This is a genomic window from Pantoea sp. SGAir0175 (assembly GCF_043547855.1).
Map to the genome: position 1 here is coordinate 3,162,890 of NZ_CP028081.1, position 22,517 is coordinate 3,185,406.

A 22,517-nucleotide genomic window follows, 5' to 3' on the forward strand; every position below is an offset into this window, starting at 1 on the left:
TGAAACCACTCCGATGTTTCGCTATCATGCGCGCTGACTGTTTTAGACTTGTGCGCCCGATCGCACCCACGGTAAGGAATCCTGATGTTGTGGTTTAAAAATATGATGGTTTATCGTCTGAATCGGGACATCCCGCTGTCCGCAGACGATCTGGAAAAACAGCTCGACGCCTTCACCTTCACGCCGTGCGGCAGCCAGGACATGGCCAAAACCGGCTGGGTCTCGCCGATGGGCAACCGCAGCGAAGCGCTGACGCATGTGATTAACGGTCAGATAGTGATCTGCGCCCGCACCGAGCAGAAAATTCTGCCGTCGCCGGTGGTGAAGCAGGCGCTGGAAGCCAAAATTGAGAAGCTGGAAGCGGAACAGAGCCGCAAGCTGAAAAAGACCGAAAAGGATTCGCTGAAAGATGAAGTGCTGCATAGCCTGCTGCCGCGCGCCTTCAGCCGTTTCAGTCAGACCTTTATGTGGATCGACACGGTCAATAATCTGATCATCGTCGACTGCGCCAGCGCGAAGAAAGCGGAAGATACGCTGGCGCTGCTGCGTAAGAGCCTCGGCTCGCTGCCGGTAGTGCCGCTGACGCTGGAAAATCCGATCGAGCTGACGCTGACCGAATGGGTGCGCTCCGGTGAATTGCCGGCGGGTTTCACCCTGATGGATGAGGCTGAGCTGAAGGCGATACTGGAAGATGGCGGCGTGATCCGCTGTAAAAAGCAGGATCTGGTTTCCGACGAGATCGCCACCCACATCGAAGCCGGTAAAGTGGTCACCAAACTGGCGCTCGACTGGCAGGAGCGTATTCAGCTGGTGATCGCCGATGACGCCTCGGTGAAGCGTCTGAAGTTCAGCGACACGCTGCGCGAGCAGAATGACGATATCGATCGCGATGATTTCACCCAGCGTTTTGATGCCGATTTCATTCTGATGACCAGCGAGCTGGCGGCATTGATCAGCAATCTGGTGGAAGCGTTAGGCGGCGAAGCGCAGCGTTAAGCGGACATCGCCGGCTGGAAGGATAGTACGGGTGTGTTTAACGGTCGCCATGAATGACGCCCCTGCAAATATGCTGATTCATACCTGTAGGGTCAGCATTTATGCTGACCTCAGGCCACACCCCATGCTGACGCATAAAAAAACCGGTAACGCCGCACAGGCATTACCGGTTGATAATGGATGCTGCTTTAACGCTTAAAGATAGCGGCACAGGTAAGACGTTGGCTCTGCCACCTGCAGATGGAATTCGCTGTGGCCCGGCACGTTAAATACCGATCCGGCTTCGTACCATTTCCACTCGGCTTCGCCCGGCAGCAGCACTTTCAGCGCGCCGCTCACTACCGTCATCTCTTCCGGCTGGCCGGTACCAAAGGTGTATTCGCCTTCCGCCATCACGCCAACGCTGGCCCGGCCAATGGTGACGCTGTCGAAACCAATGGATTTCACTTTTCCGTCGAAATACTCACTTACGTTGAGCATGTTACTTCCTCACAGCACATTAGGGTTACCGGCAGATTACAAGGGAACTCGCTGATCTGTCACGCGAATTAGCGCCGCCCGTCGCAAGTTGTGATCGGCCTCGATCAGACGATCAGTTCAGCCGCCAGTTTCGCCACCAGCACATTCGACAGCAGCACCGGAATGCCCAGCATGTTCTGCAGGAAATCGCGGTGTTTCTGGTGATAACCGATACAGTCGAGCACCACCACATCAGCGCCCTGCTCCTGCAGGGTCAGTCCGGCTTCCATCAGTTCGCTCTGCTGCGCCAGGTATGGACTGGCGACGGCAAAACAGGGCGTGCTTTGCAGGTTACGCCATTTGCTGGCCTGCTCAGCGATCTGCTCCTCAACCGGCACCACGATGCCGATTTTGTGCGCCTGTACGATGGCGCTGACCAGCGGCGGAATGATGCGATCCGGCTCCAGCAGCAGCGCCGACGTGGTTTTTAGCGCGCCGAACTCACCGGTACACAGCAGCAGAATGGTGTCGTAACCCTGCTGCTCCAGCGCGGTAATTTTACGCTGCAGTCCCTGTTCGACAGTGGCCGCCGCCAGCCGTACCTGTTCGCCGCTGCTCATGCGCGAAACCAGCACTTTATCGCCCGGCGCGGGAGCGTATAACTGCTCCACTTCAGCCAGCGTCAGGCCATCCAGCAGACCGGCATGCGCGACGGCGTCGGCGGGCAAATGCTCCTGCAGCAGCGGCAAAATATCGCTACGCGGTGACTGGCCAATGGTTAAGGTTACTAGCGACGGTTTCATCATCAGGCTTTCCGGCTGCGCAGGTGGCTGAGGCTACCATACAAAGATAGCAGCAGCGCGTACTCCTGCGGGTCATAAAACTGGCAGGTCTCACGGCCAAACTCTTTGGCCACTTCCACCGCAAAGCGCACGGTCGCCGCGATGTCCACTTCATGGCTGGCGCCGGTGCCGCAGCCAGGCACCACGGATTGCGCACAAATCGCGACGCCCACCACTGGCACATCAGTGGCGGTGGACGGTTGCAGGATGCTGTTGAGATGATACACGCCGTTGCCGTAAGGGGTGATGTCCTGCGTGGTGATCGGGAACGTCACTGCAGGCTGACCGCTGGTCATCTCCATAATGCGCAGCAGATCTTCCGACACGCGCAGGATGTAGCCCTCTTTCACCGTGGGAGACAGCGCATAGCCCTTATGGTTGAGGATGCGGTTTCCTTTAGTGGTATCGATAGAGAGAATCGCGTCGACGCCCGCAACCACTTCGTTGTCATTCATGGTGATGTCGTCGCAGGGCGAATCCATGAAGTCCACCGGCTCGTGCGGCCGGGTCGGCGCATCCGGACAAATATGCGTGGTTACGATCACGTCGCCGGCCAGCACGTCGCCTTTGGTCTGCATCTGTGCCAGCTTCAGCGCGCTGCTCACCGCAGCAACCGCACCGTCGGCGTCGGACACCATGCCGATGCGCGTCGGGCGCGCACCGATGCCGCCGAGACGGCCAATGATCCCCAGCGTCGGCGCGCTGCCGCCCCGGCTTTTGCCCTGAGCGCCCGGAATGTCGATGCGCACAAAATCGGTGCGCCCTTTTGGCCCACTGACGCGCTTAAAGCTGGCTTGCACGCCCGGATAGGCGGCAAACAGATCGACCACCTGCTGGCCATCTACGCAGGCGCTGTCGAGTAACTCAAAAACCTGTAGTGTCTGCTGTAAACTCATCGCTAAATCCCTGGATTATTTCTTACTGCTACTGGCAAAAAGTGAGTGGAAGAAGCTGTACAGCGCGTCGCCCGCAATGAATCCAGCGGCCATCACCTCCATCGGTGAACGTCCACGCTCGCCCCACACGCGCAGGATCAGGACACGTAACGCAATCCCGACCAGCACCGCCCAGCCTGCGGCGGCGTTGTTGATTAACAGACCGGTGGCTAACAGCACGCCGAGCTGGCGCTTAGGCCCGCCGATCAGCTGAATAATCGCTCCCGGAATCGCCCACATCAGCAGGCTGCCGGCAATGCCCGGCTCCGCGCCGGCCTGAATGGTTTTGGCGTAAACGCGCGCCACCGGCGGCAGCAGGTTGTCGACAAAGAATAGATTATGCGCATACCACACCACCGGAATTGCGATGACGAAAGCGATCATCGCGGCGATCAGCTGGATGCGGCGGCCCCACAGCTCCTGCTGCACATCGGCCCCGTTGCCGCGCAGAATAAAGCCGGCCTTCAGGTCATAGCCCATATCAGCGAAGGCCGGACCGGTGGCCGCGGTGAAGCCGCACAGCAGGCACAGCGCCAGCGGCGGGAAGCCGAGCAGGATGCCGAGGATCAGGGTGATCAGCGCCACCGCGAAGGCCGGAAACCAGCCCGAGTGCATCGCGGCGATGCCGACGATCAGCTCATGTACGAAGGCGGCAAAGGCCGCGTAGATAATAAACAGCAGCAGCATCGGCAGGCCCATTTCGCTCCACAAGCCGCCACCCAGCGCCAGCAGCGCCGAGATCACGATATAGCCGACAGTCCCCAGGCCGAGCGCGCGTTTGACTTCGTTGTCACTGCGGCTGACGTTGAGGTTGTCGTGACGGTGGCTGCGAATCACCTGCACCACCTGAATCAGCGCCACCAGACCGGCTCCGACCATTACGCCGTGCGGAATGTACAGCGCGTTAATATCGATACCGGCAACCGGTTGCGCATAGGCACGCAGCAGGAAGCCGATGCCGAGCATGGTCAGCGCCCAGATATTGCCAATGAATGCCGTACCAAAAGCGGACATCGGGATTTTCAGCATTGAGCCCGCGACGCCACCCACGATTCCAGCCACCAGCAGCCACGCCTGGCGACCGCCCTTATCACCGGCTTTGATCGCTTCTGCCGCTGCCACGCCTGGTGGCCATGCATTGCTGGCCGGGAACACGCGCGTATCAAACAGACGATACAGCAGCCACGCATCCAGCAGCATGGCCGCGCTGACGCCGACAAACAGCGGCAGCACCAGCTGCGGCTCACCCAGCGCCCACGGCACGGCAATCGGCATCAGCAGGCTGTTGGCAGCGCCGAAGGTAGCGGAAGAGATGGCGGTCTGTGCAAGGTTTTGCACTTCAACCGAACGGTAGCGGCGAAACCACTGCAGTGGAATGCGCGCCAGCAGCATGGCAAATAGCGCGCCGATAATAGAAGTATTGGGCGTTACCCCAATAGTTGTGATCAGCTGTACCCCAATGATGGCCCCTGCAACTGACAGCAGAACCAGCATCAGTCCCACGCCAATATTTTTTATTGGATTATCCAGACGCATATTATCCCCGTATTTTCACCCTGTAGAAAACGCGCAATGACATTGTGCCCGACACGCGGAACCTCAATGTTTTATTCATCGTTCCCTGACTATTGAAATAAGCAGGTCCGAAGACCTGCTATTTCCCCGGTGTGGCGCGAAGTATTACGCCTTGAAATCAAATTAGGGTTGTCCTGTTTTATTCAGGACGCTGCGCCGTATTTTTCGGCCATCAGTGCAGCCGTTGCGCGCAATTCGCTGAGCAGCGCTTCCGGATAACCCGGGGCCGCTTCCTGCGAAAGAAATGAGAGACACAATGCGGCACTTTCACCGCGGTGTTTATTGGTTACCGCTACGGCAAGCGAGCTAATGCCAGGCAGCGTTTCATTGCGTGCCAGTGCCCAGCCCTGCTGACGAATCAGCGCCAGCTCTTTGCACAGTGCATCGATATTCAGCGGTGAATTGATCGACGCGGTTTGCCAGTTATCGCTGAAGCGCGCGCGCACCTCGTCATCGCTCAGCTGCGCTAACAGCACGCGGCCGGTCGACGTGCCGGTAACCGACACCCGTGTACCAGGCGGCGTCACCAGCTGGGTAAAGAAGCGACCGTGGTACATGCGCATCACCAGCACATCGTCACCGTCCAGCACCGAGATATAGCCCATGCAGCCGCTGCTGGCCGCCAGGCGCGCCATCGGCGCCGATGCGCTGTCAATCAGCGGTGTCGAAAGATAGTGCCCGGCAACGGACAACAGCACGCGGCCAATCTGAAAACAGCGGCTGTCGGGATCGCGCTCCAGTAAGCCTTCACTTTCCATGGTCGCCAGCAGGCGCGACACGGTACTTTTCGGCAGCCCCAGCGCCTCCACCACCTCGGTAAAGGTCAGGCCGGGATGGCCCTGCGCCACGCCAAAGCGCTGAAACAGCTTAAGCACGGCGGCGGCATTTTCGAGTGTGGTCATGGCGCTGGTTTCACTATATGGAACTGAGTTCCTGTATCGATAACCCGAAAGTAAAACGCGACGGTTTATCGGTCAAGCGCAAATTTTGCACCGGACAAAACGCAGGCTATTTAAGGCAGCAGAAAATAAGGGCTAAAGGCAAAATAAAAAGACGTTATCAGGCAGGAGAGCGATTAAACAGAAAAGACGGCAGCTTTTATCGCCGTAATTAGCGCATCAGGGAAAATAAAAAATCTATTTAGCGACCGGACGTAATTACGCTAAAGCGGGCATCCCTGCCCGCCGGGATTATTCTTTTTCCACATCTTCATAGCGGTCTTTGGCATCCTGCGCTTCCGCTTCCGATTTATGTTCGCTAATTAAGGTATCCGGACGTGGATGGTCGGCCCGTAATTCATACCAGGTGACGGTATTGCCCGCCTGCCCTTTTTCAACGGCAACAATGCGCGCTTCTCGCGGATAGGGTGGTCTGGTTGGCATCGTTTTCCCTCTTATGTCAGGTTTCCACACAGACAGCGGTGATCCTCTGCCTGCTATTCAGTATAGACAATCGAGGATCGCTGTAAAAAAGAGGGAGAATTCTTAGGCAGTTAGCTGGCGCGGGCGAGAGACAGCGATTGCAGAATATGTTCCACCACCTGCTCCGGTGCCTGCATCGCGTTGACTTCATGGTGCGCGGCCTGACGATAGAGCTGCGCGCGTTCACGCAGGATATCTTCCATCTCTTCCGCGATGGGCCGGCCGGTCAGGGTCGGACGCTGTGCCGCTTCTGGCTGACGCTCCAGCCGATCGGCCAGCACGCCAGAGGGTGCGTTGAGCCAGATGACCTGGCCATGCTCACGCATGAAGTGACGATTGACGTCAGCCAGCACCATGCCGCCGCCGGTGGCGATTACGCTGGCAGGTGCGGTAACCGCCCGCAGCGATTCACTTTCACGCGCGCGAAAGCTGTCCCAGCCTTCCGTTGCCACAATCTCTGCCACGCTACGCTGTGTGGTGAGCTGCAGGTGGTGGTCGGTGTCACGAAAGGCATAGCCCAGCGCTTGCGACAGCGCCTGGCCAATAGTGGTTTTACCGCAACCGCGTGCGCCGATCAGATAGATGGGTAATGACATCCGGGCTCATCCTCCGCCGTAGTCTGCCGCGCGGGCAACGTCATCAGGTCAATAATGCGTCGCATGATACCTGGATTTTATTTTATCAGCCAGCCGCGAAGCACGAATTACGCGTATTTCAGCGATAGCTAATGCCATTCTTTTGATTTTTAAAGCAAAAACGATGCGCATTTCGTGCATCAGGCGATTTGTAAGCGCGGGGCAACATTTGCTTACCAGGCCGCTGATTTACTTTCTGTCACGCAGCCCGCATATACGCTTTATAGTTCAGGCAACGGACGTCCTGTTGGTCGCCTGAAGAACAACACGCTATGCCTAACCGGAGGTTCACCATGCAGAGCCAGGAACAACAACTTATTGAAAGCCTGTTCAGCCGTCTGAAACAGGCAGAAAGCCAGAGCGGCCCGCGTGATGCCGGTGCCGAACAGTTAATCAATCAGCATTTACAGAGCCAGCCCGGTGCGCCCTACTACATGGCGCAGGCGATCCTGATTCAGGAAGCGGCGATGAAAAAGCTCAACGCGCAGGTATCGGAGCTGGAGAGCCGTCTGGCGCAGGCGCAGCAGCAGGCCCCGCAGCAAAGCAGCGGCGGTTTCCTGTCGAGTCTGTTTGGCGGCGGTTCACGCCCGGCGCAGCCGCAACAGCCGGCATGGAACAGCGCACCGCAACAGCCACAATATGCCGCACCGCCTCAGCAGCAGTACGCTGCACCGGCGCGCGGTACCGGTTTCCTGGGTGGCGCACTGCAAACGGCTGTCGGCGTGGCCGGCGGTGTGGTGATGGCGGACATGCTCACCAGCCTGTTCCACCATTCGCAGCCGGAAGAGATCGTCAATATCATCAACGAACCGGCGCTGCCACAGGTGGATGATAATCTGGACACCTTCAACGGCAATGACAGCAACAATGCCTTCCTGAATGACAATTCAGGCTGGGACAACAACAGCTTTGCCGATAACAATGATTTCAACGATTTCGGCAGCGGCGGTGATTTTGACGACGACGACAGCTTCGTCTGATTAACGCTGACGTAACCATTTATCCAGTTCGTTAGCAAACTGCTGGCGGTCACGTGGGCTTAATGCCGACGGGCCGCCGCTCTGAATGCCGCTGGCGCGCATCGTTTCCATAAAATCGCGCATGGTCAGACGCTGGCGAATGGTATCGCTGCTGTAACGCTCCCCGCGCGGATTTAGCGCTGCCGCCCCTTTCTCCAGCACTTCTGCTGCCAGCGGAATATCGCCGGTAATCACCAGCTCGCCCGGCTGCACGCGTTTCACAATCTCGTTATCGGCCACGTCAAAGCCGGCAGCTACCTGCAGCGTTTTCAGAAACGGCGACGGCGGTACGCGCAGCGGTTGGTTAGCGACGAAGGTCACGGTGACTTTGGTGCGCTCAGCGGCGCGATACAGCACCTCTTTGATGACATTGGGACACGCATCGGCATCCACCCAAATCGACATGTTTAATCCTTATTAACGGGCAATGCCTGCGATCTTGCCGCGCTGACCGCGAATGGCAAATGTTATTTGTGCGCGACTTGTTATTCACCGCCGCTGACGTAAGCTAACCCACTGAGAAAACCGAACCACGTAAAGGATAAAGCGATGCTGGAGAAGAAAATCGGGTTTGTCGGCTGCGGCAATATGGCGAAAGCCATCATCAGCGGCCTGGTGAACAGCGGGCAGATCGCCCCGGCCAATATCTGGGTGCACGATCGAAAACCCGACACCAACCAGGCGATGGCGCAGCAGTATGGCGTGACGGCGGCGGAAAGCGTCGAGAGTCTGGCACGTGAAGTGGACATTCTGTTTGGCGCGGTGAAACCCAACGTGATTCTCAAAGTGCTCAAGGATCTGGCCGGCCAGCTGAAGAAAGATGCGCTGGTGGTGTCGATTGCTGCAGGTGTGACGCTGGATTCGCTGGCGGCGGTACTCGGTCATGACCGTAAAATCATCCGCGTGATGCCGAATACGCCGTCGCTGGTCAACGAAGGCATGACCTCTATTACGCCGAACGTGCTGGTGGAACCGCAGGAAGTGGACGAGGTGGTGACCATTTTTGAGAGTTTCGGCAAAGCGGCGGTGGTGAACGAGTATCTGATTCATGCCGTGGTGGGCGTCAGCGGCTCGGCACCGGCTTACGTGTTTATGTTTATCGAGGCGATGGCTGATGCCGCCGTGCTGGGCGGCATGCCGCGGGCACAGGCTTATCAGTTTGCGGCGCAGGCGGTAAAAGGTTCTGCCCAGATGGTGCTGGAGACCGGCAAACATCCTGGCGAACTGAAAGATATGGTGTGCTCACCGGGCGGCACCACCATTGAAGCGGTGAAGGTGCTGGAAGAAAAAGGCTTCCGCGCTGCGGTGATGGGCGCGATGCAGCAGTGCATGGCGAAGTCCGAGGCGCTGAGTAAGCAGTGATGGTGCGGGTTTCCCCTCACCCTAACCCTCTCCCGCAGGCGGGAGAGGGGACTGTTGGGTGCTCGTTTGTCTCTTCCGCAGGCGGGAGAGGGAACTGTTGGGTGCTGGCTTCAGGATCAGCCCTGATACGCTTCAAACAGCGCCAGGCCTTGTTCCAGCGTCATTGGCTGCTGCATCTCATGCACCAGCGCGGCGGTGAGCGTATACATGCCGGCTGAACACACTGCCGCAATCATGCCCTGCTGGCAGTAAAAAGCGATAAAGCGCTTGTCCTGCAGCGATCCCAGCAGGCGATAATCGTCCCACTCCTCTGCATGCCCCAGATACTCATAGCGGGTGCCGTAATGCGCAGTCCAGAAGAACGGCGCGCGATCGTACATGATGCGTTTGCCCAGCATATTCAGCGCGGCAATGCGCCCCTGCTGATGCGCCACGCGATAGTGCTCAATGCGCTGCACGCCACGCGGCGTGAGATAGCTGGCAATATCCCCCGCGACCCAGATGTTTTCACTGACCCGCAACTGACTGTCGGCCAGCAGGCTGCCATCCTTCTGTAAGGGCAGGTCGTGAATAAAATGGGTGGCTGGCACAATGCCGGTGGCAAACAGCACCTGGCTGGCTGGCACGGTTTTGCCATCTTTGAGCCGCACGCCACTCACTGCGCCTTCGCCGGTCAGCGCTTCCGGTTCACCCTCGACAAATTTCACGCCGTTGCTGCGGTGCAGCTCATAAAAATGGTGGCCAATCTCTTCGCCGAACTGGCTGGCAAACGGCAGCGGATGACGCGCCACCACCGTGACATCTATGTCGCGGTTACGCAGCGCACCGGCCACTTCCATACCGATAAAACTGTTGCCGATAATCACCAGCTGCTGCGCCTCATCCACCTGCGAAATCAGCGTGTCGGCCTGGCGCAGTGAACGCAGCAGGTGCACGCCATCCAGATCCTTGCCCGGGATATCAAGCGGCTGCGGCACGCCGCCGGTCGCGATCAGCAGCTGGTCAAACTTCACCTGCTGCCCGTCTTTCAGCACCAGCGTCTGCTCCTGCGCCTTCAGCTGCACCACCTCCCCCTGCAGCCACACCACCGGGCCCAGCACATCCTGTTTCAGCAGCTTTGGTACCTCATCGATGGCCATCTTGCCGGAGGGGACAAATTTACTCAGCGTGGTGCGATCGTAAGGTGCGTCGCTTTCACGCTCGATACGCACAATACGGCCGCTAAAGCCTTCATCGCGCAGCGTCCAGATCGCGGCACTGCCCGCCGCGCCAGAGCCGAGAATCACGCACACCGGCGCTTCACCCTGAGCTACCGGCGCACTGGCCGGCGACATCGCCTGCGGATTGATCAGCACCTGCCCCTGTTCAATGCGCACCGGATAGCGTTTGAGATTGGCCAGCGCCAGCGGCTCGCACATTTTGCCATCGCGCAGCTCAAATACCGCCTTATGCCACGGACACACCAGTTTGTCGCCGCACACTGCGCCCTGCTCCAGCGGCGCGCCCGCGTGCGGACATTTTGCCTGCAGCGCCTGCACGCGGTCGCCGTCGCGAATCAGCACCATATCCGTTTCGCTGACGGTCACTTTAGTGGGTTTACGCTGCGCCAGCGCTTTGAGTTCCACGACAGATTGATAGCTCACGGTTCGCCTCCTTCGGGGTTATTCGTCTGATACGACAATTCCTTACAAAGAGTAAGTGTGGCAAAGCGTGAGGATTTAGCAGGAGAAACAAAGCGAAACGGCGGTTAACTGACTGTTAAACCGCCGTTTTAAGCGGCACGAAAGGATCAGAAGAACACGCTGGGCACGATGATTAGCGCGAAAATCGCCACAATCAGTCCATGTTTGACCCAGTAATACAACCGGCGATTGCGTTTCTTCAGGTTCTGACCGGCATCGCGCAGCGCATAAACGTATTTGAAGATGCGGTTGAGGAAGCCGGTACGATCGTTTTCGTCGTTGGGCGATGCCGCTGCTGACATTAACGTCGAGCCCACCCAGTGATTGACCGCCTGTGCCCAGCGCCATTTCATTGGCCGCTCGATATCGCAAAACAGAATGATACGCGTCTGCTCGCTTTCATTCTGCGCCCAGTGCACGTAAGTTTCGTCGAAAATCACCGCCTGACCGTCGCGCCAGCTGTGGCGCTGACGATCCACTTCAATAAAGCAGCGATCGTCGTTCGGCGTTTGCAGCCCGAGGTGATAGCGCACCGAACCGGCATAAGGATCGCGGTGTTTGCCCAGATGGCTGCCCGGCGGCAGTTCAGCAAACATGGCCGCTTTAACGCCGGGAATGTTGCTCACCAGTTCGGTGGTTACCGGACAGAGTTCGCGCGCTGACGGATGTGCATCGCTATACCATTTTAAATAGAAACGCTTCCAGCCACGCTTGAAGAAGGTATTAAATCCGGCATCGTTATGCGTCTGCGCCGCTTTAATGTGATCCTGCAGGCGAATGGCTTCATCGCGAATCACCTGCCAGTTATCGGTCAGCTGACGCAGCTCAGGAAAATCCTCAACCGGAAAATAGGGCTGTTTAGCCGGCAGTCGCGACAGCCCGGTCATAAACATATTGATCGGCGCCATAAAAGTGGAGTGATCAAATAACTGACGGGAAAACTTTTGCTTTTCCACGCCGCGTGAGTGGGCGTAAAGCACACTAATAATAAATACACCAATAATGATCGCAGCGACCATACAACAGGTTCCTTATGTTGCACGTAAAGCCGCTCTGGCCACGGTTAAGCGTCAGAGAGACTGGATGGGGAGAAATGGAATTTTATGTAAGGATTTTGTAAAGTTTTGGCAACGCGTGCCGTTTATGACAGAAAAAATACGTCGCGCATTAACCCTGCGAGTGCGGACACAAAAAAGCGGCCCGCAGGCCGCCAGAGGTTTAAGCACTCTTCTTCAGACAGCTGCTCATAAAGGTTTTACGCGCATCGCCGCTGAGTTTTTTCTCTCCTGCTTCGCTATTACAGCTTTTCATTTTCATCTGCTGCGGCGTCATATTGCCCATTTTGCTGTCTTTCTTCAGGCATTCGCTCATAAAGCTTTTACGCGCATCGCCTTTCAGATTTTGCGCGCCTGCATGCTGATTACACAGCGTCATTTTTTCCTGCTGCGCGGTTTTCTCCGCCGCGCCCGCACCGCCAGCCAGCAGCAGGCCTGCTGCCATTATTGCCACAAGACACGATTTCATTGCCGGTTTCTCCGTGTGATTATTGCCTGTTAAGCATGGCACGGAATAAGCAAAGCGGAAAAAAATCTATGCGCATACGGCGGGATTATTCGCGCGGGTGGTTGAGCAACTTTTCGACGTAATTACGCAGCATCAGCGCGTCCGGATTTTCCTGCACGGAAGCGGCGGGCGGCATCGCGCGATCAATACCCGCCGCGATGTCGCTAACCTGGGCGGCATCCAGTCTGCGCAGCATGGCGGTGAGCACGATTTCAAGCGCCTCAACCTGGACCACTAATTCTTTAGACTCTTCTTCTTTTTCTGCCAGCTTGAGCAGGAGTTCCGCAATCAGGTTTTTCATGCGATGGACTCAGTCAGAATGGGAAAACAAAAATTAGCATTGGCAGGATTAAAACAACAAGAATTTTTGCCGGCCAGAGGAAAAATAATGGTTAGCCGAAGCGTAAAAAAAGTGGCTGAAATTCAATATATAACGGCGAAACGTTTCACTGACAAAATACGCCGCAGATAAAACGTTTCGCATCGCTACATTAATTATGCACTGGCGCTAAATTAACGCGGACCCTGATACCCATGGCCGGGACCGCCACCGCCAGGACCACCCCAACCTCCGCCGCCGCCGCCCGGCGGCGGAAAAAGACAACCGCTTAACGCGGACACCAGCGCTACAACAGCAGCGAGCTTAACGATACGGATCATATTGACCTCAGGTTGCTGAAATTGCGCTGAGTGTATGAAGCGGCGGTTAACACGACAATACAGAATGCTCCGCAACCCGGCGCTATTCATGCCTGCTCACCACGCTTAACGTTTTAGTGGCAAGAAACCGCTAAAAAAGCCTCACAGACCGCTCAATACGCCAGCTTAAGTTACAGCGAACGCTGTGCCGCAAACGTCAGTGCTGCTCGCTGTGCGCGCAGTAACAAAATTGCGCGCTGCGTCTTTACAGCTATCGCTATTTCACGCAATGTGAGCGCAATACAATTAATGAGATCTCACTATGACCTTAGCGGCTGTTTCTCTGAGTGAAGTGCTGGCGCGCCGTGACTGGGAAAACCCGGTTATCACCAGCCTGCATCGCCTGGACGCGCATCCACCGTTTGCCAGCTGGCGCGATGAAGTCAGCGCGCGCGATGGCCATCCCTCACCTGCGCAGCAGCGGCTGAGTGGTCAGTGGGCCTTCAGCTATTTTACCGCACCGGAAGCGGTGCCGCACAGCTGGCTGCTACAGGACTTACCGGACGCCGCAACGCTGCCGGTGCCCGCCAACTGGCAGTTGCACGGCTACGACGCGCCCATTTACACCAACGTGCAGTATCCCATTCCGGTCAATCCCCCTTTAGTGCCACGCGAGAACCCCACCGGATGTTACTCGCTCACATTTAAAGTTGATGACGGCTGGTTAAGCCAGGGACAGACGCGCATCATCTTTGATGGTGTCAGCTCGGCCTTTTATTTGTGGTGCAACGGACAGTGGATGGGCTATTCACAGGATAGCCGCTTACCCGCCGAGTTTGATCTCAGTCACGCGCTGCAGCCGGGAAACAACCGTCTGGCGGTCATGGTGCTGCGCTGGAGCGACGGCAGCTATCTGGAAGATCAGGACATGTGGCGCATGAGCGGCATTTTCCGCGACGTGACGCTGCTGCACAAACCGGACACCCGCCTGAGCGATGTGCAGATCGAAACCGCGCTCAGCCCGGAATATCTGCGCGGCGATTTACGGGTGAGTGTCAAAATCCATGCCGGCGCGCGCCCGCTCAGTCAGTGTCGGGTGCGCGTCACGCTATGGCGCAACGGCGACTGTATTGCGCAGCACGAACAGCCGCCGGGCAGCGCCATCATTGATGAACGTGGCCACTATCCGGAACGCACCCTGCTGGTGTTGCCGGTGCTACAACCGCTGTTGTGGAGCGCCGAAACGCCTCATCTCTACCGCGCGGTAGTCACGCTGCTTGATGATGCCGGCGAGGTGATTGAAGCCGAAGCTTATGATGTGGGTTTCCGTCGCGTCAGCATTGAGCACGGCCAGCTGTGCCTCAACGGTAAGCCGCTGCTGATACGCGGCGTTAATCGTCATGAGCACCATCCCGAACGCGGTCAGGTGGTGGATGAAGCCAGCATGCGTCAGGACATTGAACTGATGAAGCGCCACAACTTTAACGCGGTGCGCTGCGCTCACTATCCTAACCATCCGCTGTGGTATCGGCTGTGCGATGAGTACGGCCTGTACGTGGTTGACGAAGCCAATATCGAAACGCACGGCATGCAGCCGATGAACCGCCTCTCCGACGACCCGCGCTGGTTTGCCGCCTATAGCGAACGCGTAACGCGCATGGTGCAGCGCGATCGTAATCATGCCTGCATCATCATCTGGTCGCTGGGCAATGAGTCCGGCCACGGCAGCACGCACGATGCGCTGTACCGCTGGGTGAAAAGCAGCGATAGCACGCGCCCGGTACAGTATGAAGGCGGCGGTGCCAACACGGCGGCCACCGATATTCTGTGCCCGATGTATGCGCGCGTCGATCAGGACCAGCCCTTCCCGGCGGTGCCGAAGTGGTCACTGAAAAAATGGATCAGCCTGCCGGATGAAGCGCGTCCGCTGATTCTGTGTGAATACGCCCATGCGATGGGAAACAGCTTTGGTGGCTTTGCCAAATACTGGCAGGCATTTCGCCAGTTTCCGCGGCTGCAGGGTGGCTTCGTCTGGGACTGGGTCGATCAAAGCCTGACGCGTTATGACGAACACGGCCAGCCGTGGCAGGCGTACGGCGGCGATTTCGGTGACACGCCCAACGATCGCCAGTTCTGCATGAACGGGCTGGTGTTTGCCGATCGCACGCCGCATCCGGCGCTGTTTGAAGCACAGCGCGCCCAGCAGTTTTTCCGGTTTACGCGCGATCCCGGCGATGCGTATCGCGTGACCGTCACCAGCGAATATTTATTCCGCCGCAGCGACAACGAACGGCTGCGCTGGTGGATTGAGCAGGACGGTGTAACCCTCGCGCGCGGTGAATGGGTGCTGGATCTCGATGCCGAAGGCAGCCACACCTTTACCGTGCCCGCGCCTGAAACGCTGCAGGGTGAAGCGTGGCTCAACCTCGCGGTGCATCAGATCGCCGCCACGCCCTGGTCTGAGGCGGATCATCGCGTGGCCTGGGATCAGTGGGCGCTGCCGGCCGCACTGCCGGTTACGTTGCCGCCGCTCAGCGCCAGCGCCTGCGCGCCCCAGCTGGAAACCAATCACAATCTGGTGGCGGTGGTGCTGCCCACGCAGCGCTGGCACTTCTGTCGCCGCAGCGGCGCGCTGCTGCAGTGGTGGGTGAACGATCGTGAAACCATGCTGACACCGCTGGAGGAGTGCTTTATTCGCGCACCGATCGATAATGATATCGGCACCAGCGAAGCTGCCAATATCGACCCTAACGCCTGGGTCGAGCGCTGGAAACGCGCGGGCTATGATCGGCTGCAAACAGAGTTGCTGGCGATGCAGGTCGACAGCCTGCAGCACGGCGTGCAGATTGAAACCTGGCATCGCGTACTGGGTGAGGGTCAGCACCTGTTTACCAGCCATAAGCGTTATGGCATTAGCGGCGATGGCGAACTGACTATCAGCGTCGATGTACAACAGGCCGCCGGTCTGCCGCCGCCCGCGCGCATCGGCCTGCGCTGCCAGCTGGCTCAGGTCCCGCACCAGGTGAGCTGGCTGGGACTGGGGCCTCATGAAAACTATCCGGATCGCCAGCTGGCGGCGCAGTTTTCACGCTGGCAGCTGCCGCTGGCGGCGCTCAGCACCGGCTACGTCTTTCCGGGTGAGAATGGCTTGCGCTGCGGCACGCGCCAGCTGGATAGCGGCAGCTGGCAGATCAGCGGCGACTTCGCCTTCTCGCTCAGCCGCCACAGCCTTGAGCAGCTGCGCGCCACCTCACACCGCCATTTGCTGCAGGACGAACCCGGCTGCTGGCTGCATCTCGACGGCTTCCATATGGGCGTCGGCGGCGACGATTCGTGGAGCCCGAGCGTCAGCCCGGAGTTTTTGCTTTCTCAGCGGCGCTGGCACTATGCGCTGAGGCTGCGTCAGCCGGCTTAGTGGCGGTCGCCGGGCTAAGGGGTTTCAGCTCGGTTTTTGGCCGGCGATAGAAGCGCTGCAGCAACAGCACGTTGAGCAGGACGACGACTGCGGTAGCGAAGAATACCCAGCGGTAACCGGTGGCGGCAGAGACCGCTGCGCCCAGCAGCGGTCCGGCGACGTTACCGAGGTACATGAAAGACTGGTTATAACCAAAAATACGGCCGGTGACGTTATCGCGTGAATGACGCACCAGCAGGGTTTGCACCGCCGGCATCATCGCGCCATCGGCAAAGCCGAGCAGAAAGCGCAGGACGCCCAGCTGCGTGGCGCTGGTGACAAACGACATGGCAATCAGCAGCAGCAGCGAGGCGATCATGGTCGCCAGCAAAATACGCTGGGTACCGATGCGATCGCCGAGTTTGCCGAGACGCGGTGCGGCGATGAGTGCCGACACGCCGGGCAGCGCGGCAATCACACCACTGAGAAACGCGATATTCTGCGCATCCGGCGCCAGCTCACGCACGAACAGCGTCAGGATAGGATTCACCGAACCGTTACACATCTGAATCACCATGGTGGTGACGAACAGGCAGAACATCAGACGTGGATTATCGAGGCTGCGCATTACTTCGCGTCCGCTCAGTTTGTCCTGCTTGCTCACCGGCGTGTAGCCGGTCTCCTTAATCAGAAACAGCGTCACCAGAAAGCTGACCATCAGCAGTACCGCGGTAACGATAAACACCATGCGCAGGCCCAGCCAGTCGGCCAGCAGACCGCCAATCATCGGCCCGAGGATCACGCCGCCAATTTGTCCGGTCGACACGCAGCTCAGCGCCCAGCCGCTGCGCTCACGCGGCACCTGCGCGGCCACCAGCGCCATGGCGTTGGGAATATAACCGGACGTCAGTCCCATCAGCGCGCGCAGCAGCAACAGCTGCCACGCCTGAGTGACAAACGCCTGCAGCAGCATCACCGCGCCCATGCCAAACGAAGCGCGCAGCAGCATCAGTTTGCGCCCTTTGCGATCGGCAAGGCTGCCCCATAGCGGCGCCACGGCGGCAGAAACAATAAAGGTGACACTGAAGGTCAGGCCTGACCAGATACTGAGCGCGTTGCCGCCACGGATACCCAGCTCTTCCACGTAAAGCGGCAGGAAAGGAATGATCTGACTAATGGCCAGGCCGGTAAAAAAGCAGCCAAACCAGACGGATATCAGATTGATCTTCCAGGATTCGATGGAGCGTAGCATGAGCGCAGATGTCAGAAAAAATGAAACGAGGGTTCAGTCTAACAACCTCGTAACATTGCCGGACGGCAAAACATGGCATGAGGATGAAAACGCAGTTTTTCGCTGCCGGGCGTGATTCTGCTCACAGCAAATAGGGCAATGCCTCACTTTTGTAGTGTCTTTATGTGCGGTTACCTGGCATAAGGCCCGATAAGCGCATCGCGAGAGACGGCAAACGTGAAAAAATATGACGATTCGTTACTGACAATATTCCACACCGCATCTATGTTTAAAAAATCACCAGTCATCACTGGCGAGGCGCTGCCCGTCCTGGACAGTCCGCATGCTTAATTCAGGTTTTCAGTTGCTGCCCGTCGTGGGTGGCAGGCTTCGTTGTCTCTGCGGAGGTCGGCTATGAGAACGCACCATGACAGCGCCAGTCGGGCGATTACCGACTATTTCAACAGCCCCGCCTGGCACGCGCCGCACGAGAGCGATTTGCTGGCCGCCATCATGCGCGAGCTGATGGATGATGGCCAGCCCGCCACCAATAAAGCGGTGATTGCCCGCGTGATTACCCGGCTGGAAGTGGAAGGCGATGAACAGCGCCTGCAGAGTTACCGCAACCTGCTGGCGCAGCTGTTAGAAGCAGGGCCGCAAAAATAGCGGCCCCGGAGATTATTTCACCACCCGCAGCTGGTCGGCTTCGCTGACCACTGCTTTACCGCTCTGACGCTGATACAGGCACAGTTCCCGCCCCAGCTGATTTTTCATGTGCTTTTGCGGATAGCGGCCTTCCAGCAACAGCGCATCGTAGCCAACGCTGTCGTCGTACATGATCGGCTTGCCCACCACCTTCACCGCTTTCAGACCGCTGGCCTGCACACACGCCTGCTGCAGGTTTTTATCGTGTTGCTGCCATGCCGCCTCGCTTGAGGCCTGCGCCAGCGGGCTGAGCAGCAGCGTCAAACACAGCGTTCGGGTCAGGTATTTCATCGTCACTCCTGTAAGGTCAGTCTGTTATTGCTGCCTGTACGCCTGGCGTCGCAGAGCCGCGATTCATCGCGCGCTATGGCGGGGGCAATATGGCGCAGCAGGCAGGTTATAGCGAAAAAAATTCCCGCCGTAGCGGGAAGAAACAAGACGAGCATTGCATATTCGAGAGTGACGAGGAAATCTCCGTAATGCGCAGCTATCCTCGCCCGCCGCCGTGACAGCCCGATGACAATGCCGTGTCCGTTTGGTGTTACCCGCAGTAAACCCGGGAAATTTTCCCGTTCTGATCGCCGAGGAAATTCAGGCGGCGCAGATTGAAGTCCATGGTGGCGGCACCGTTCCATGGAATCGCACGCACCGGTACGGCAAAGCGCTGGGTATCAAGCGCGCTCAGCGGCTGACCGAGGTAGTTCTGATACTGCGAGGCACCGCACTGGTCGGTTTCCGGATCGTGGCTGACGGCGTGACTGCTGTCAGTTTTACTGGCTGACTGACAGGCCGTTAAGGCGAGCATCGCCGTCAGCAGCAGCGCTTTTCCATAATGGTTCACAATTTTCTCCTCCTGGATAATGAACAAGCGGGTTCCTGAGAGTAACAAAGCGTGCCGCCGATGCGAAAATTTTTCCAGCAGACTGGTCGCATTGCGTGACAAAAGGCGCGATTTTCTGCTCACATTTTCGGATTAATCGCACGCTGTGTCTAAAAATCACCCGGACAGACGCTACAATTATCTAAGACTTTTCTGAGGAGATAATGATGGAACTGGCTATTTTTATCGGCTTCGCCATCGTGGTGACCTTCGTGGCCGTCCGGGTGCGTTAAGCCTCGTTAATTTTCTCTCTGCCGTTGCGCACCAAACGGTGCCAGCGGCATCCTCCGCGCCAGATAAGTGATTCGGTTCCCTCTCCGCCTGCTCGCCAGATGAAAGCGCAAGCCATCATGCCGCGCATCGCCTGCGATGAGGCGGTCGGTTAGCGCCGCGATTGTGGCGTATCTGAACCGGCGAAAATCTCCGCAAACGCACCTCGACAGCACCGATCGCCGTTGCTACTATGCGTCTTCCTCTGCCCGCTGAGTCGCCTATGGACACCCAATCCGACAAAGTTACGTTGACCCTGTTTTACGTCGGTAGCTTTGTGGTTTATTACCTCGTGACCATGCTGATTACGCTGTTTCCCAATTACGGGACGCTGCGCAATAACGGCTTGCTGGTGCCAGTGCTGTGCCTGTTTGAATTTGCCGTGATCTATCCCCTGTACCGTTTTTACTGCCAGCGCCGCAGCGACATTCCTCTGGGCTTTCTGCGTCCCGGCCAGGCACTGCTGTTCATCGGCGCGCTGTTTGTGCTGATGGTGGCGCAGACGCAGTTCCTGCAGCCGGAAGGCTGGCTGATTGAACAGAGCCAGCAGGGACGCAGCTCAATGCTGATTCTGCTGCTCACCGCCGTGCTGCTGGCGCCGGTGTTTGAAGAGGTGCTGTTCCGCGGCTTCCTGCTGCAGGCGTTTTTGCTGTGGGCGCCCAAAAGCCGTTTTGCCTGCATGTTGCTTACTTCGCTGCTGTTCGCCGCGTTGCACACGCAATACGTGCACTGGGAAACCATCGTTGCGCTGACGCTGTTCTCGCTGCTGCTGTGCTACGCGCGTCTGCGCAGCAACAGCCTGGCGTTGCCGATTTTTCTGCATACGCTGAATAACCTGATAGCCATCCTGCCCGCCTGGTTCTACGCCTGATCCCCCTCACTGTTTGCTAACGATGCCATTAATTTCCCTGCATTTTCAGGTACTATCGCTTTTTAGCCTGCAGGAATGATGGTCGAAGCGCTGATGATTACTATGCTGGATGTGGCCCGCAAAGCGGGCGTTTCTAAAGCCACCGTGTCGCGCGTGCTGGCGGGCAACCGCTATGTCAGCAAATCCACGCAGCAGAAAGTGTTTCAGGCGATAGAGGAAACCGGCTACCGCCCGAATCTGCTGGCGCGCAGTCTGGCGACGCAAAAATCGCAGAATATCGGCCTGATCGTCACTCATTCGCTGTTTAACGGCCCCTATTTCAGCGAGCTGCTGTACCAGACGGCCACGCTGACCAATAACTATGGCCGCCAGCTGATCCTCGCCGATGGCAAAACCAGCGCTGACGATGAGCGCGCGGCAATCGAGTTTCTGCTCGATCTGCGCTGCGACGCCATCATTATCTACCCGCGTTTTCTCGACACCGCCGCGCTGGAAGCGATCATCGACCAGCACGATATCCCGATCATGGTGGTTAACCGCCGTCTGACGCAGCACGCGGCGAACTGCGTCTGGGCTTCGCATCAGCAAAATACCCGTGATGCGGTGAACTACCTGATTGCGCGCGGTCACCATGATATCGCGTTTATCACCGGACTGGCGGGATCGCCCACCGCCGACGCGCGTCTGGCTGGCTATCAGCAGGCGCTGGCCGACCATCAGCTGCCGTATGAAGCGGCGCGCGTACTGCCGGGCGCGTGGACGCCGGAGAGTGGTCAGGCAGCGGCACGCCAGCTGCTGAGTGCCGGCGTACCGTTCAGTGCGCTGATGGCCAGCAATGACGATATGGCGATTGGTGCCGCGCTGGCGCTGAATGCGGCGGGCAAACGGCTGCCGCAGGATGTATCGCTGATGGGCTTTGATGATATTCGCATGGCAGAGTTTTTCCTGCCGCCGCTCACGACGGTTCACGTGCCGGTGGCGGAGATGATTCAGCACACGCTGGCGCAGCTGGTGGCGATGCTGGAGGGCGAAGCGATTGCGCCCCTGCCGCCGTTCAGCGGACGGCTGATTGAGCGCGCTTCCGTGGCCGATGGACCGTTTCGCCGCTCATAACGCCTGATCGCCGTCATCCTGCGTGACCAGCCACTGCTCCAGCTGCTGTAGCGTAGCAGCCTTAACGCTCTCCTGCGGGCGCACCAGGTAATAGGTGTGCAGGCCACAGTCCAGCTGGTAATCCTCCATGGCGATTAGCGTGCCCGCCTTCAGCTCCGCTTCCACCAGCACGCGCTGCGCCAGCGCAATCCCCTGCCCTTCAATGGCGGCCTGATAGGCCAGCGCCGAACTTTCCATCTGCCGCCGGTGCGGCAGCGCGTCCATTTCCACGCCAAATGCTTCGCACCAGCGCTGCCAGTCATCAGGACGTCCGCGCACCAGCAGCAGGGTATGCTGCGCCAGCCCGGCCAGATGCATGCTGGCGCGCCGGTCAGCCGTCGGACGACACACCGGCACCAGCACGTTTTTCACCAGCGGCGTGGCGTGCTGCTGCGGCCACGTACCGTCACCAAGCCGAATCGCCGCGTCGCAATCCACCGTATCGTCCCATTCCGACGCGGTCGTCAGGCGCACGTCAATCGCCGGATGCGCCAGCTGAAACTGTGCCAGCCGCGGAATAAGCCAGCGGGTGGCGAAGGTGGTGAAGGAGTGCAGCCGGATGACCGTGCGGCCGGCATTGCGCTGCAGCGTGGCGCTCGCCTGGCGAATACCGTCGAGGTGCTGGCTGATTTGCAGAAAATAGGCATTGCCGGGCAGCGTCAGTACCAGCCCGCGCCCCTGACGCTGAAACAGCGCCGTGCCAAAGTACTCTTCCAGCAGACGAATCTGACGACTCACCGCGCCTGGCGTCACCGACAGGCCATCAGCCGCTGCCCGCACGCTGCCGCTACGGGCGACATATTCAAACGCCAGCAAGGCATTCAGGGGTGGCAAATCACGCATCAGTTAACCGTTCAGTTTTTCTCAATGATGGAGCAATTTTAAT

Annotated in this window: 25 protein-coding genes; 9 read left to right on the forward strand and 16 right to left on the reverse strand. The window is 58.2% G+C overall.

Going from position 1 to position 22,517, the window contains the following annotated elements:
• The first annotated feature begins 84 nt into the window (after positions 1-84).
• On the forward strand, positions 85-996 hold the full coding sequence (gene rdgC, locus C1N56_RS14895; RefSeq protein ID WP_394516816.1) for a recombination-associated protein RdgC: 912 nt from the start codon (positions 85-87) through the stop codon (positions 994-996).
• A 195-nt stretch (positions 997-1,191) separates the two neighbouring features.
• On the opposite strand, the gene ppnP is transcribed toward rdgC, so the two are convergent.
• From ppnP to C1N56_RS14920, 5 genes are all read right to left on the reverse strand, one after another.
• Positions 1,192-1,476 carry a pyrimidine/purine nucleoside phosphorylase gene (gene ppnP, locus C1N56_RS14900; RefSeq protein WP_010616577.1) on the reverse strand — a complete coding sequence of 95 codons (285 nt, stop codon included), beginning with the start codon at positions 1,474-1,476 and terminating at the stop codon, positions 1,192-1,194.
• Between the two features lie 104 nt (positions 1,477-1,580).
• Positions 1,581-2,258 (reverse strand): AroM family protein, encoded by a 678-nt coding sequence (locus C1N56_RS14905; protein ID WP_152391567.1) that lies wholly within the window; start codon positions 2,256-2,258, stop codon positions 1,581-1,583.
• Between the two features lie 2 nt (positions 2,259-2,260).
• Complete coding sequence (locus C1N56_RS14910) at positions 2,261-3,193, reverse strand: DUF1177 domain-containing protein (RefSeq protein WP_058775205.1); 933 nt, start codon at positions 3,191-3,193, stop codon at positions 2,261-2,263.
• Positions 3,194-3,208: 15 nt separating this feature from the next.
• Positions 3,209-4,768, reverse strand: coding sequence for an OPT/YSL family transporter (locus C1N56_RS14915; RefSeq protein ID WP_394516817.1), 1,560 nt, complete (start codon positions 4,766-4,768; stop codon positions 3,209-3,211).
• 182 nt (positions 4,769-4,950) lie between these two features.
• Positions 4,951-5,709: an IclR family transcriptional regulator gene (locus tag C1N56_RS14920; RefSeq protein WP_058757986.1), complete on the reverse strand. Its 759-nt coding sequence runs from the start codon at positions 5,707-5,709 to the stop codon at positions 4,951-4,953.
• Positions 5,710-5,726: 17 nt separating this feature from the next.
• Between C1N56_RS14920 and C1N56_RS14925 the strand changes: the two genes are divergently transcribed.
• Positions 5,727-5,921 carry a hypothetical protein gene (locus C1N56_RS14925; protein WP_132466392.1) on the forward strand — a complete coding sequence of 65 codons (195 nt, stop codon included), beginning with the start codon at positions 5,727-5,729 and terminating at the stop codon, positions 5,919-5,921.
• Positions 5,922-5,997: 76 nt separating this feature from the next.
• Here C1N56_RS14925 and C1N56_RS14930 read toward each other — a convergent pair whose 3' ends face one another.
• Both C1N56_RS14930 and aroL read right to left on the reverse strand, forming a co-directional pair.
• The gene (locus C1N56_RS14930) at positions 5,998-6,189 is read right to left on the reverse strand and encodes a YaiA family protein (protein ID WP_021507229.1); all 192 of its coding nucleotides are present in this window, start codon (positions 6,187-6,189) and stop codon (positions 5,998-6,000) included.
• A gap of 110 nt (positions 6,190-6,299) precedes the next feature.
• A complete protein-coding gene (gene aroL, locus C1N56_RS14935) occupies positions 6,300-6,824 on the reverse strand; it encodes a shikimate kinase AroL (RefSeq protein ID WP_021507230.1) in 525 nt (174 codons plus the stop codon).
• A gap of 332 nt (positions 6,825-7,156) precedes the next feature.
• Between aroL and C1N56_RS14940 the strand changes: the two genes are divergently transcribed.
• Positions 7,157-7,843: a DUF2076 domain-containing protein gene (locus C1N56_RS14940; protein WP_058775202.1), complete on the forward strand. Its 687-nt coding sequence runs from the start codon at positions 7,157-7,159 to the stop codon at positions 7,841-7,843.
• Here C1N56_RS14940 and C1N56_RS14945 read toward each other — a convergent pair whose 3' ends face one another.
• Complete coding sequence (locus tag C1N56_RS14945) at positions 7,844-8,287, reverse strand: YaiI/YqxD family protein (protein WP_010616571.1); 444 nt, start codon at positions 8,285-8,287, stop codon at positions 7,844-7,846.
• Between the two features lie 144 nt (positions 8,288-8,431).
• Here C1N56_RS14945 and proC point away from each other — a divergent pair, with 144 nt between their 5' ends.
• Positions 8,432-9,244 (forward strand): pyrroline-5-carboxylate reductase, encoded by an 813-nt coding sequence (proC, locus tag C1N56_RS14950; RefSeq protein ID WP_021507232.1) that lies wholly within the window; start codon positions 8,432-8,434, stop codon positions 9,242-9,244.
• Between the two features lie 116 nt (positions 9,245-9,360).
• Here proC and C1N56_RS14955 read toward each other — a convergent pair whose 3' ends face one another.
• The 4 genes from C1N56_RS14955 to iraP form a co-directional block, all read right to left on the reverse strand.
• Positions 9,361-10,887, reverse strand: a complete 1,527-nt coding sequence (locus tag C1N56_RS14955) for an FAD-dependent oxidoreductase (protein ID WP_394516818.1) — start codon at positions 10,885-10,887, stop codon at positions 9,361-9,363.
• A 146-nt stretch (positions 10,888-11,033) separates the two neighbouring features.
• On the reverse strand, positions 11,034-11,945 hold the full coding sequence (gene lpxO, locus C1N56_RS14960) for a lipid A hydroxylase LpxO (RefSeq protein ID WP_021507234.1): 912 nt from the start codon (positions 11,943-11,945) through the stop codon (positions 11,034-11,036).
• A gap of 199 nt (positions 11,946-12,144) precedes the next feature.
• Positions 12,145-12,450: a PsiF family protein gene (locus C1N56_RS14965; protein ID WP_058757988.1), complete on the reverse strand. Its 306-nt coding sequence runs from the start codon at positions 12,448-12,450 to the stop codon at positions 12,145-12,147.
• An 85-nt stretch (positions 12,451-12,535) separates the two neighbouring features.
• Positions 12,536-12,790, reverse strand: a complete 255-nt coding sequence (gene iraP / locus C1N56_RS14970) for an anti-adapter protein IraP (protein WP_021507236.1) — start codon at positions 12,788-12,790, stop codon at positions 12,536-12,538.
• An 18-nt stretch (positions 12,791-12,808) separates the two neighbouring features.
• Between iraP and C1N56_RS14975 the strand changes: the two genes are divergently transcribed.
• Together C1N56_RS14975 and C1N56_RS14980 are read left to right on the forward strand one after the other, a co-directional pair.
• Positions 12,809-12,961 (forward strand): hypothetical protein, encoded by a 153-nt coding sequence (locus tag C1N56_RS14975; RefSeq protein WP_155519908.1) that lies wholly within the window; start codon positions 12,809-12,811, stop codon positions 12,959-12,961.
• Positions 12,962-13,450: 489 nt separating this feature from the next.
• Positions 13,451-16,543: a beta-galactosidase gene (locus C1N56_RS14980; RefSeq protein ID WP_394516819.1), complete on the forward strand. Its 3,093-nt coding sequence runs from the start codon at positions 13,451-13,453 to the stop codon at positions 16,541-16,543.
• Here C1N56_RS14980 and C1N56_RS14985 read toward each other — a convergent pair.
• Positions 16,476-17,774, reverse strand: coding sequence for a multidrug efflux MFS transporter (locus C1N56_RS14985; RefSeq protein ID WP_394516820.1), 1,299 nt, complete (start codon positions 17,772-17,774; stop codon positions 16,476-16,478). The two genes, C1N56_RS14980 and C1N56_RS14985, sit on opposite strands and share 68 nt — an antisense overlap.
• A gap of 393 nt (positions 17,775-18,167) precedes the next feature.
• On the opposite strand from C1N56_RS14985, the gene C1N56_RS14990 reads away from it, so the two are divergent.
• Entirely contained in the window at positions 18,168-18,419 is a 252-nt protein-coding gene (locus tag C1N56_RS14990) for a biofilm development regulator YmgB/AriR family protein (RefSeq protein ID WP_021313231.1), read from the forward strand.
• Between the two features lie 12 nt (positions 18,420-18,431).
• Here C1N56_RS14990 and C1N56_RS14995 read toward each other — a convergent pair whose 3' ends face one another.
• Positions 18,432-18,749 (reverse strand): hypothetical protein, encoded by a 318-nt coding sequence (locus C1N56_RS14995; RefSeq protein WP_021507239.1) that lies wholly within the window; start codon positions 18,747-18,749, stop codon positions 18,432-18,434.
• A 250-nt stretch (positions 18,750-18,999) separates the two neighbouring features.
• The gene (locus C1N56_RS15000) at positions 19,000-19,299 is read right to left on the reverse strand and encodes an I78 family peptidase inhibitor (RefSeq protein ID WP_058758053.1); all 300 of its coding nucleotides are present in this window, start codon (positions 19,297-19,299) and stop codon (positions 19,000-19,002) included.
• A gap of 532 nt (positions 19,300-19,831) precedes the next feature.
• On the opposite strand from C1N56_RS15000, the gene C1N56_RS15005 reads away from it, so the two are divergent.
• Together C1N56_RS15005 and C1N56_RS15010 are read left to right on the forward strand one after the other, a co-directional pair.
• Positions 19,832-20,479, forward strand: a complete 648-nt coding sequence (locus C1N56_RS15005; protein ID WP_021507241.1) for a CPBP family intramembrane glutamic endopeptidase — start codon at positions 19,832-19,834, stop codon at positions 20,477-20,479.
• Between the two features lie 93 nt (positions 20,480-20,572).
• On the forward strand, positions 20,573-21,592 hold the full coding sequence (locus C1N56_RS15010) for a LacI family DNA-binding transcriptional regulator (protein ID WP_146068673.1): 1,020 nt from the start codon (positions 20,573-20,575) through the stop codon (positions 21,590-21,592).
• Here C1N56_RS15010 and C1N56_RS15015 read toward each other — a convergent pair.
• On the reverse strand, positions 21,587-22,474 hold the full coding sequence (locus C1N56_RS15015) for a LysR substrate-binding domain-containing protein (RefSeq protein WP_394516821.1): 888 nt from the start codon (positions 22,472-22,474) through the stop codon (positions 21,587-21,589). The genes C1N56_RS15010 and C1N56_RS15015 overlap by 6 nt on opposite strands.
• Positions 22,475-22,517: the final 43 nt, after the last annotated feature.

Coding starts and splice junctions, on each gene's coding strand:
- rdgC (WP_394516816.1), top strand. CDS start 85: ATGTTGTGGTTTAAAAATATGATGGTTTATCGTCTGAATCGGGACATC.
- ppnP (WP_010616577.1), bottom strand. CDS start 1,476: ATGCTCAACGTAAGTGAGTATTTCGACGGAAAAGTGAAATCCATTGGT.
- C1N56_RS14905 (WP_152391567.1), bottom strand. CDS start 2,258: ATGAAACCGTCGCTAGTAACCTTAACCATTGGCCAGTCACCGCGTAGC.
- C1N56_RS14910 (WP_058775205.1), bottom strand. CDS start 3,193: ATGAGTTTACAGCAGACACTACAGGTTTTTGAGTTACTCGACAGCGCC.
- C1N56_RS14915 (WP_394516817.1), bottom strand. CDS start 4,768: ATGCGTCTGGATAATCCAATAAAAAATATTGGCGTGGGACTGATGCTG.
- C1N56_RS14920 (WP_058757986.1), bottom strand. CDS start 5,709: ATGACCACACTCGAAAATGCCGCCGCCGTGCTTAAGCTGTTTCAGCGC.
- C1N56_RS14925 (WP_132466392.1), top strand. CDS start 5,727: ATGGAACTGAGTTCCTGTATCGATAACCCGAAAGTAAAACGCGACGGT.
- C1N56_RS14930 (WP_021507229.1), bottom strand. CDS start 6,189: ATGCCAACCAGACCACCCTATCCGCGAGAAGCGCGCATTGTTGCCGTT.
- aroL (WP_021507230.1), bottom strand. CDS start 6,824: ATGTCATTACCCATCTATCTGATCGGCGCACGCGGTTGCGGTAAAACC.
- C1N56_RS14940 (WP_058775202.1), top strand. CDS start 7,157: ATGCAGAGCCAGGAACAACAACTTATTGAAAGCCTGTTCAGCCGTCTG.
- C1N56_RS14945 (WP_010616571.1), bottom strand. CDS start 8,287: ATGTCGATTTGGGTGGATGCCGATGCGTGTCCCAATGTCATCAAAGAG.
- proC (WP_021507232.1), top strand. CDS start 8,432: ATGCTGGAGAAGAAAATCGGGTTTGTCGGCTGCGGCAATATGGCGAAA.
- lpxO (WP_021507234.1), bottom strand. CDS start 11,945: ATGGTCGCTGCGATCATTATTGGTGTATTTATTATTAGTGTGCTTTAC.
- C1N56_RS14965 (WP_058757988.1), bottom strand. CDS start 12,450: ATGAAATCGTGTCTTGTGGCAATAATGGCAGCAGGCCTGCTGCTGGCT.
- iraP (WP_021507236.1), bottom strand. CDS start 12,790: ATGAAAAACCTGATTGCGGAACTCCTGCTCAAGCTGGCAGAAAAAGAA.
- C1N56_RS14975 (WP_155519908.1), top strand. CDS start 12,809: ATGGGAAAACAAAAATTAGCATTGGCAGGATTAAAACAACAAGAATTT.
- C1N56_RS14980 (WP_394516819.1), top strand. CDS start 13,451: ATGACCTTAGCGGCTGTTTCTCTGAGTGAAGTGCTGGCGCGCCGTGAC.
- C1N56_RS14985 (WP_394516820.1), bottom strand. CDS start 17,774: ATGCTACGCTCCATCGAATCCTGGAAGATCAATCTGATATCCGTCTGG.
- C1N56_RS14990 (WP_021313231.1), top strand. CDS start 18,168: ATGAGAACGCACCATGACAGCGCCAGTCGGGCGATTACCGACTATTTC.
- C1N56_RS14995 (WP_021507239.1), bottom strand. CDS start 18,749: ATGAAATACCTGACCCGAACGCTGTGTTTGACGCTGCTGCTCAGCCCG.
- C1N56_RS15005 (WP_021507241.1), top strand. CDS start 19,832: ATGGACACCCAATCCGACAAAGTTACGTTGACCCTGTTTTACGTCGGT.
- C1N56_RS15010 (WP_146068673.1), top strand. CDS start 20,573: ATGATTACTATGCTGGATGTGGCCCGCAAAGCGGGCGTTTCTAAAGCC.
- C1N56_RS15015 (WP_394516821.1), bottom strand. CDS start 22,474: ATGCGTGATTTGCCACCCCTGAATGCCTTGCTGGCGTTTGAATATGTC.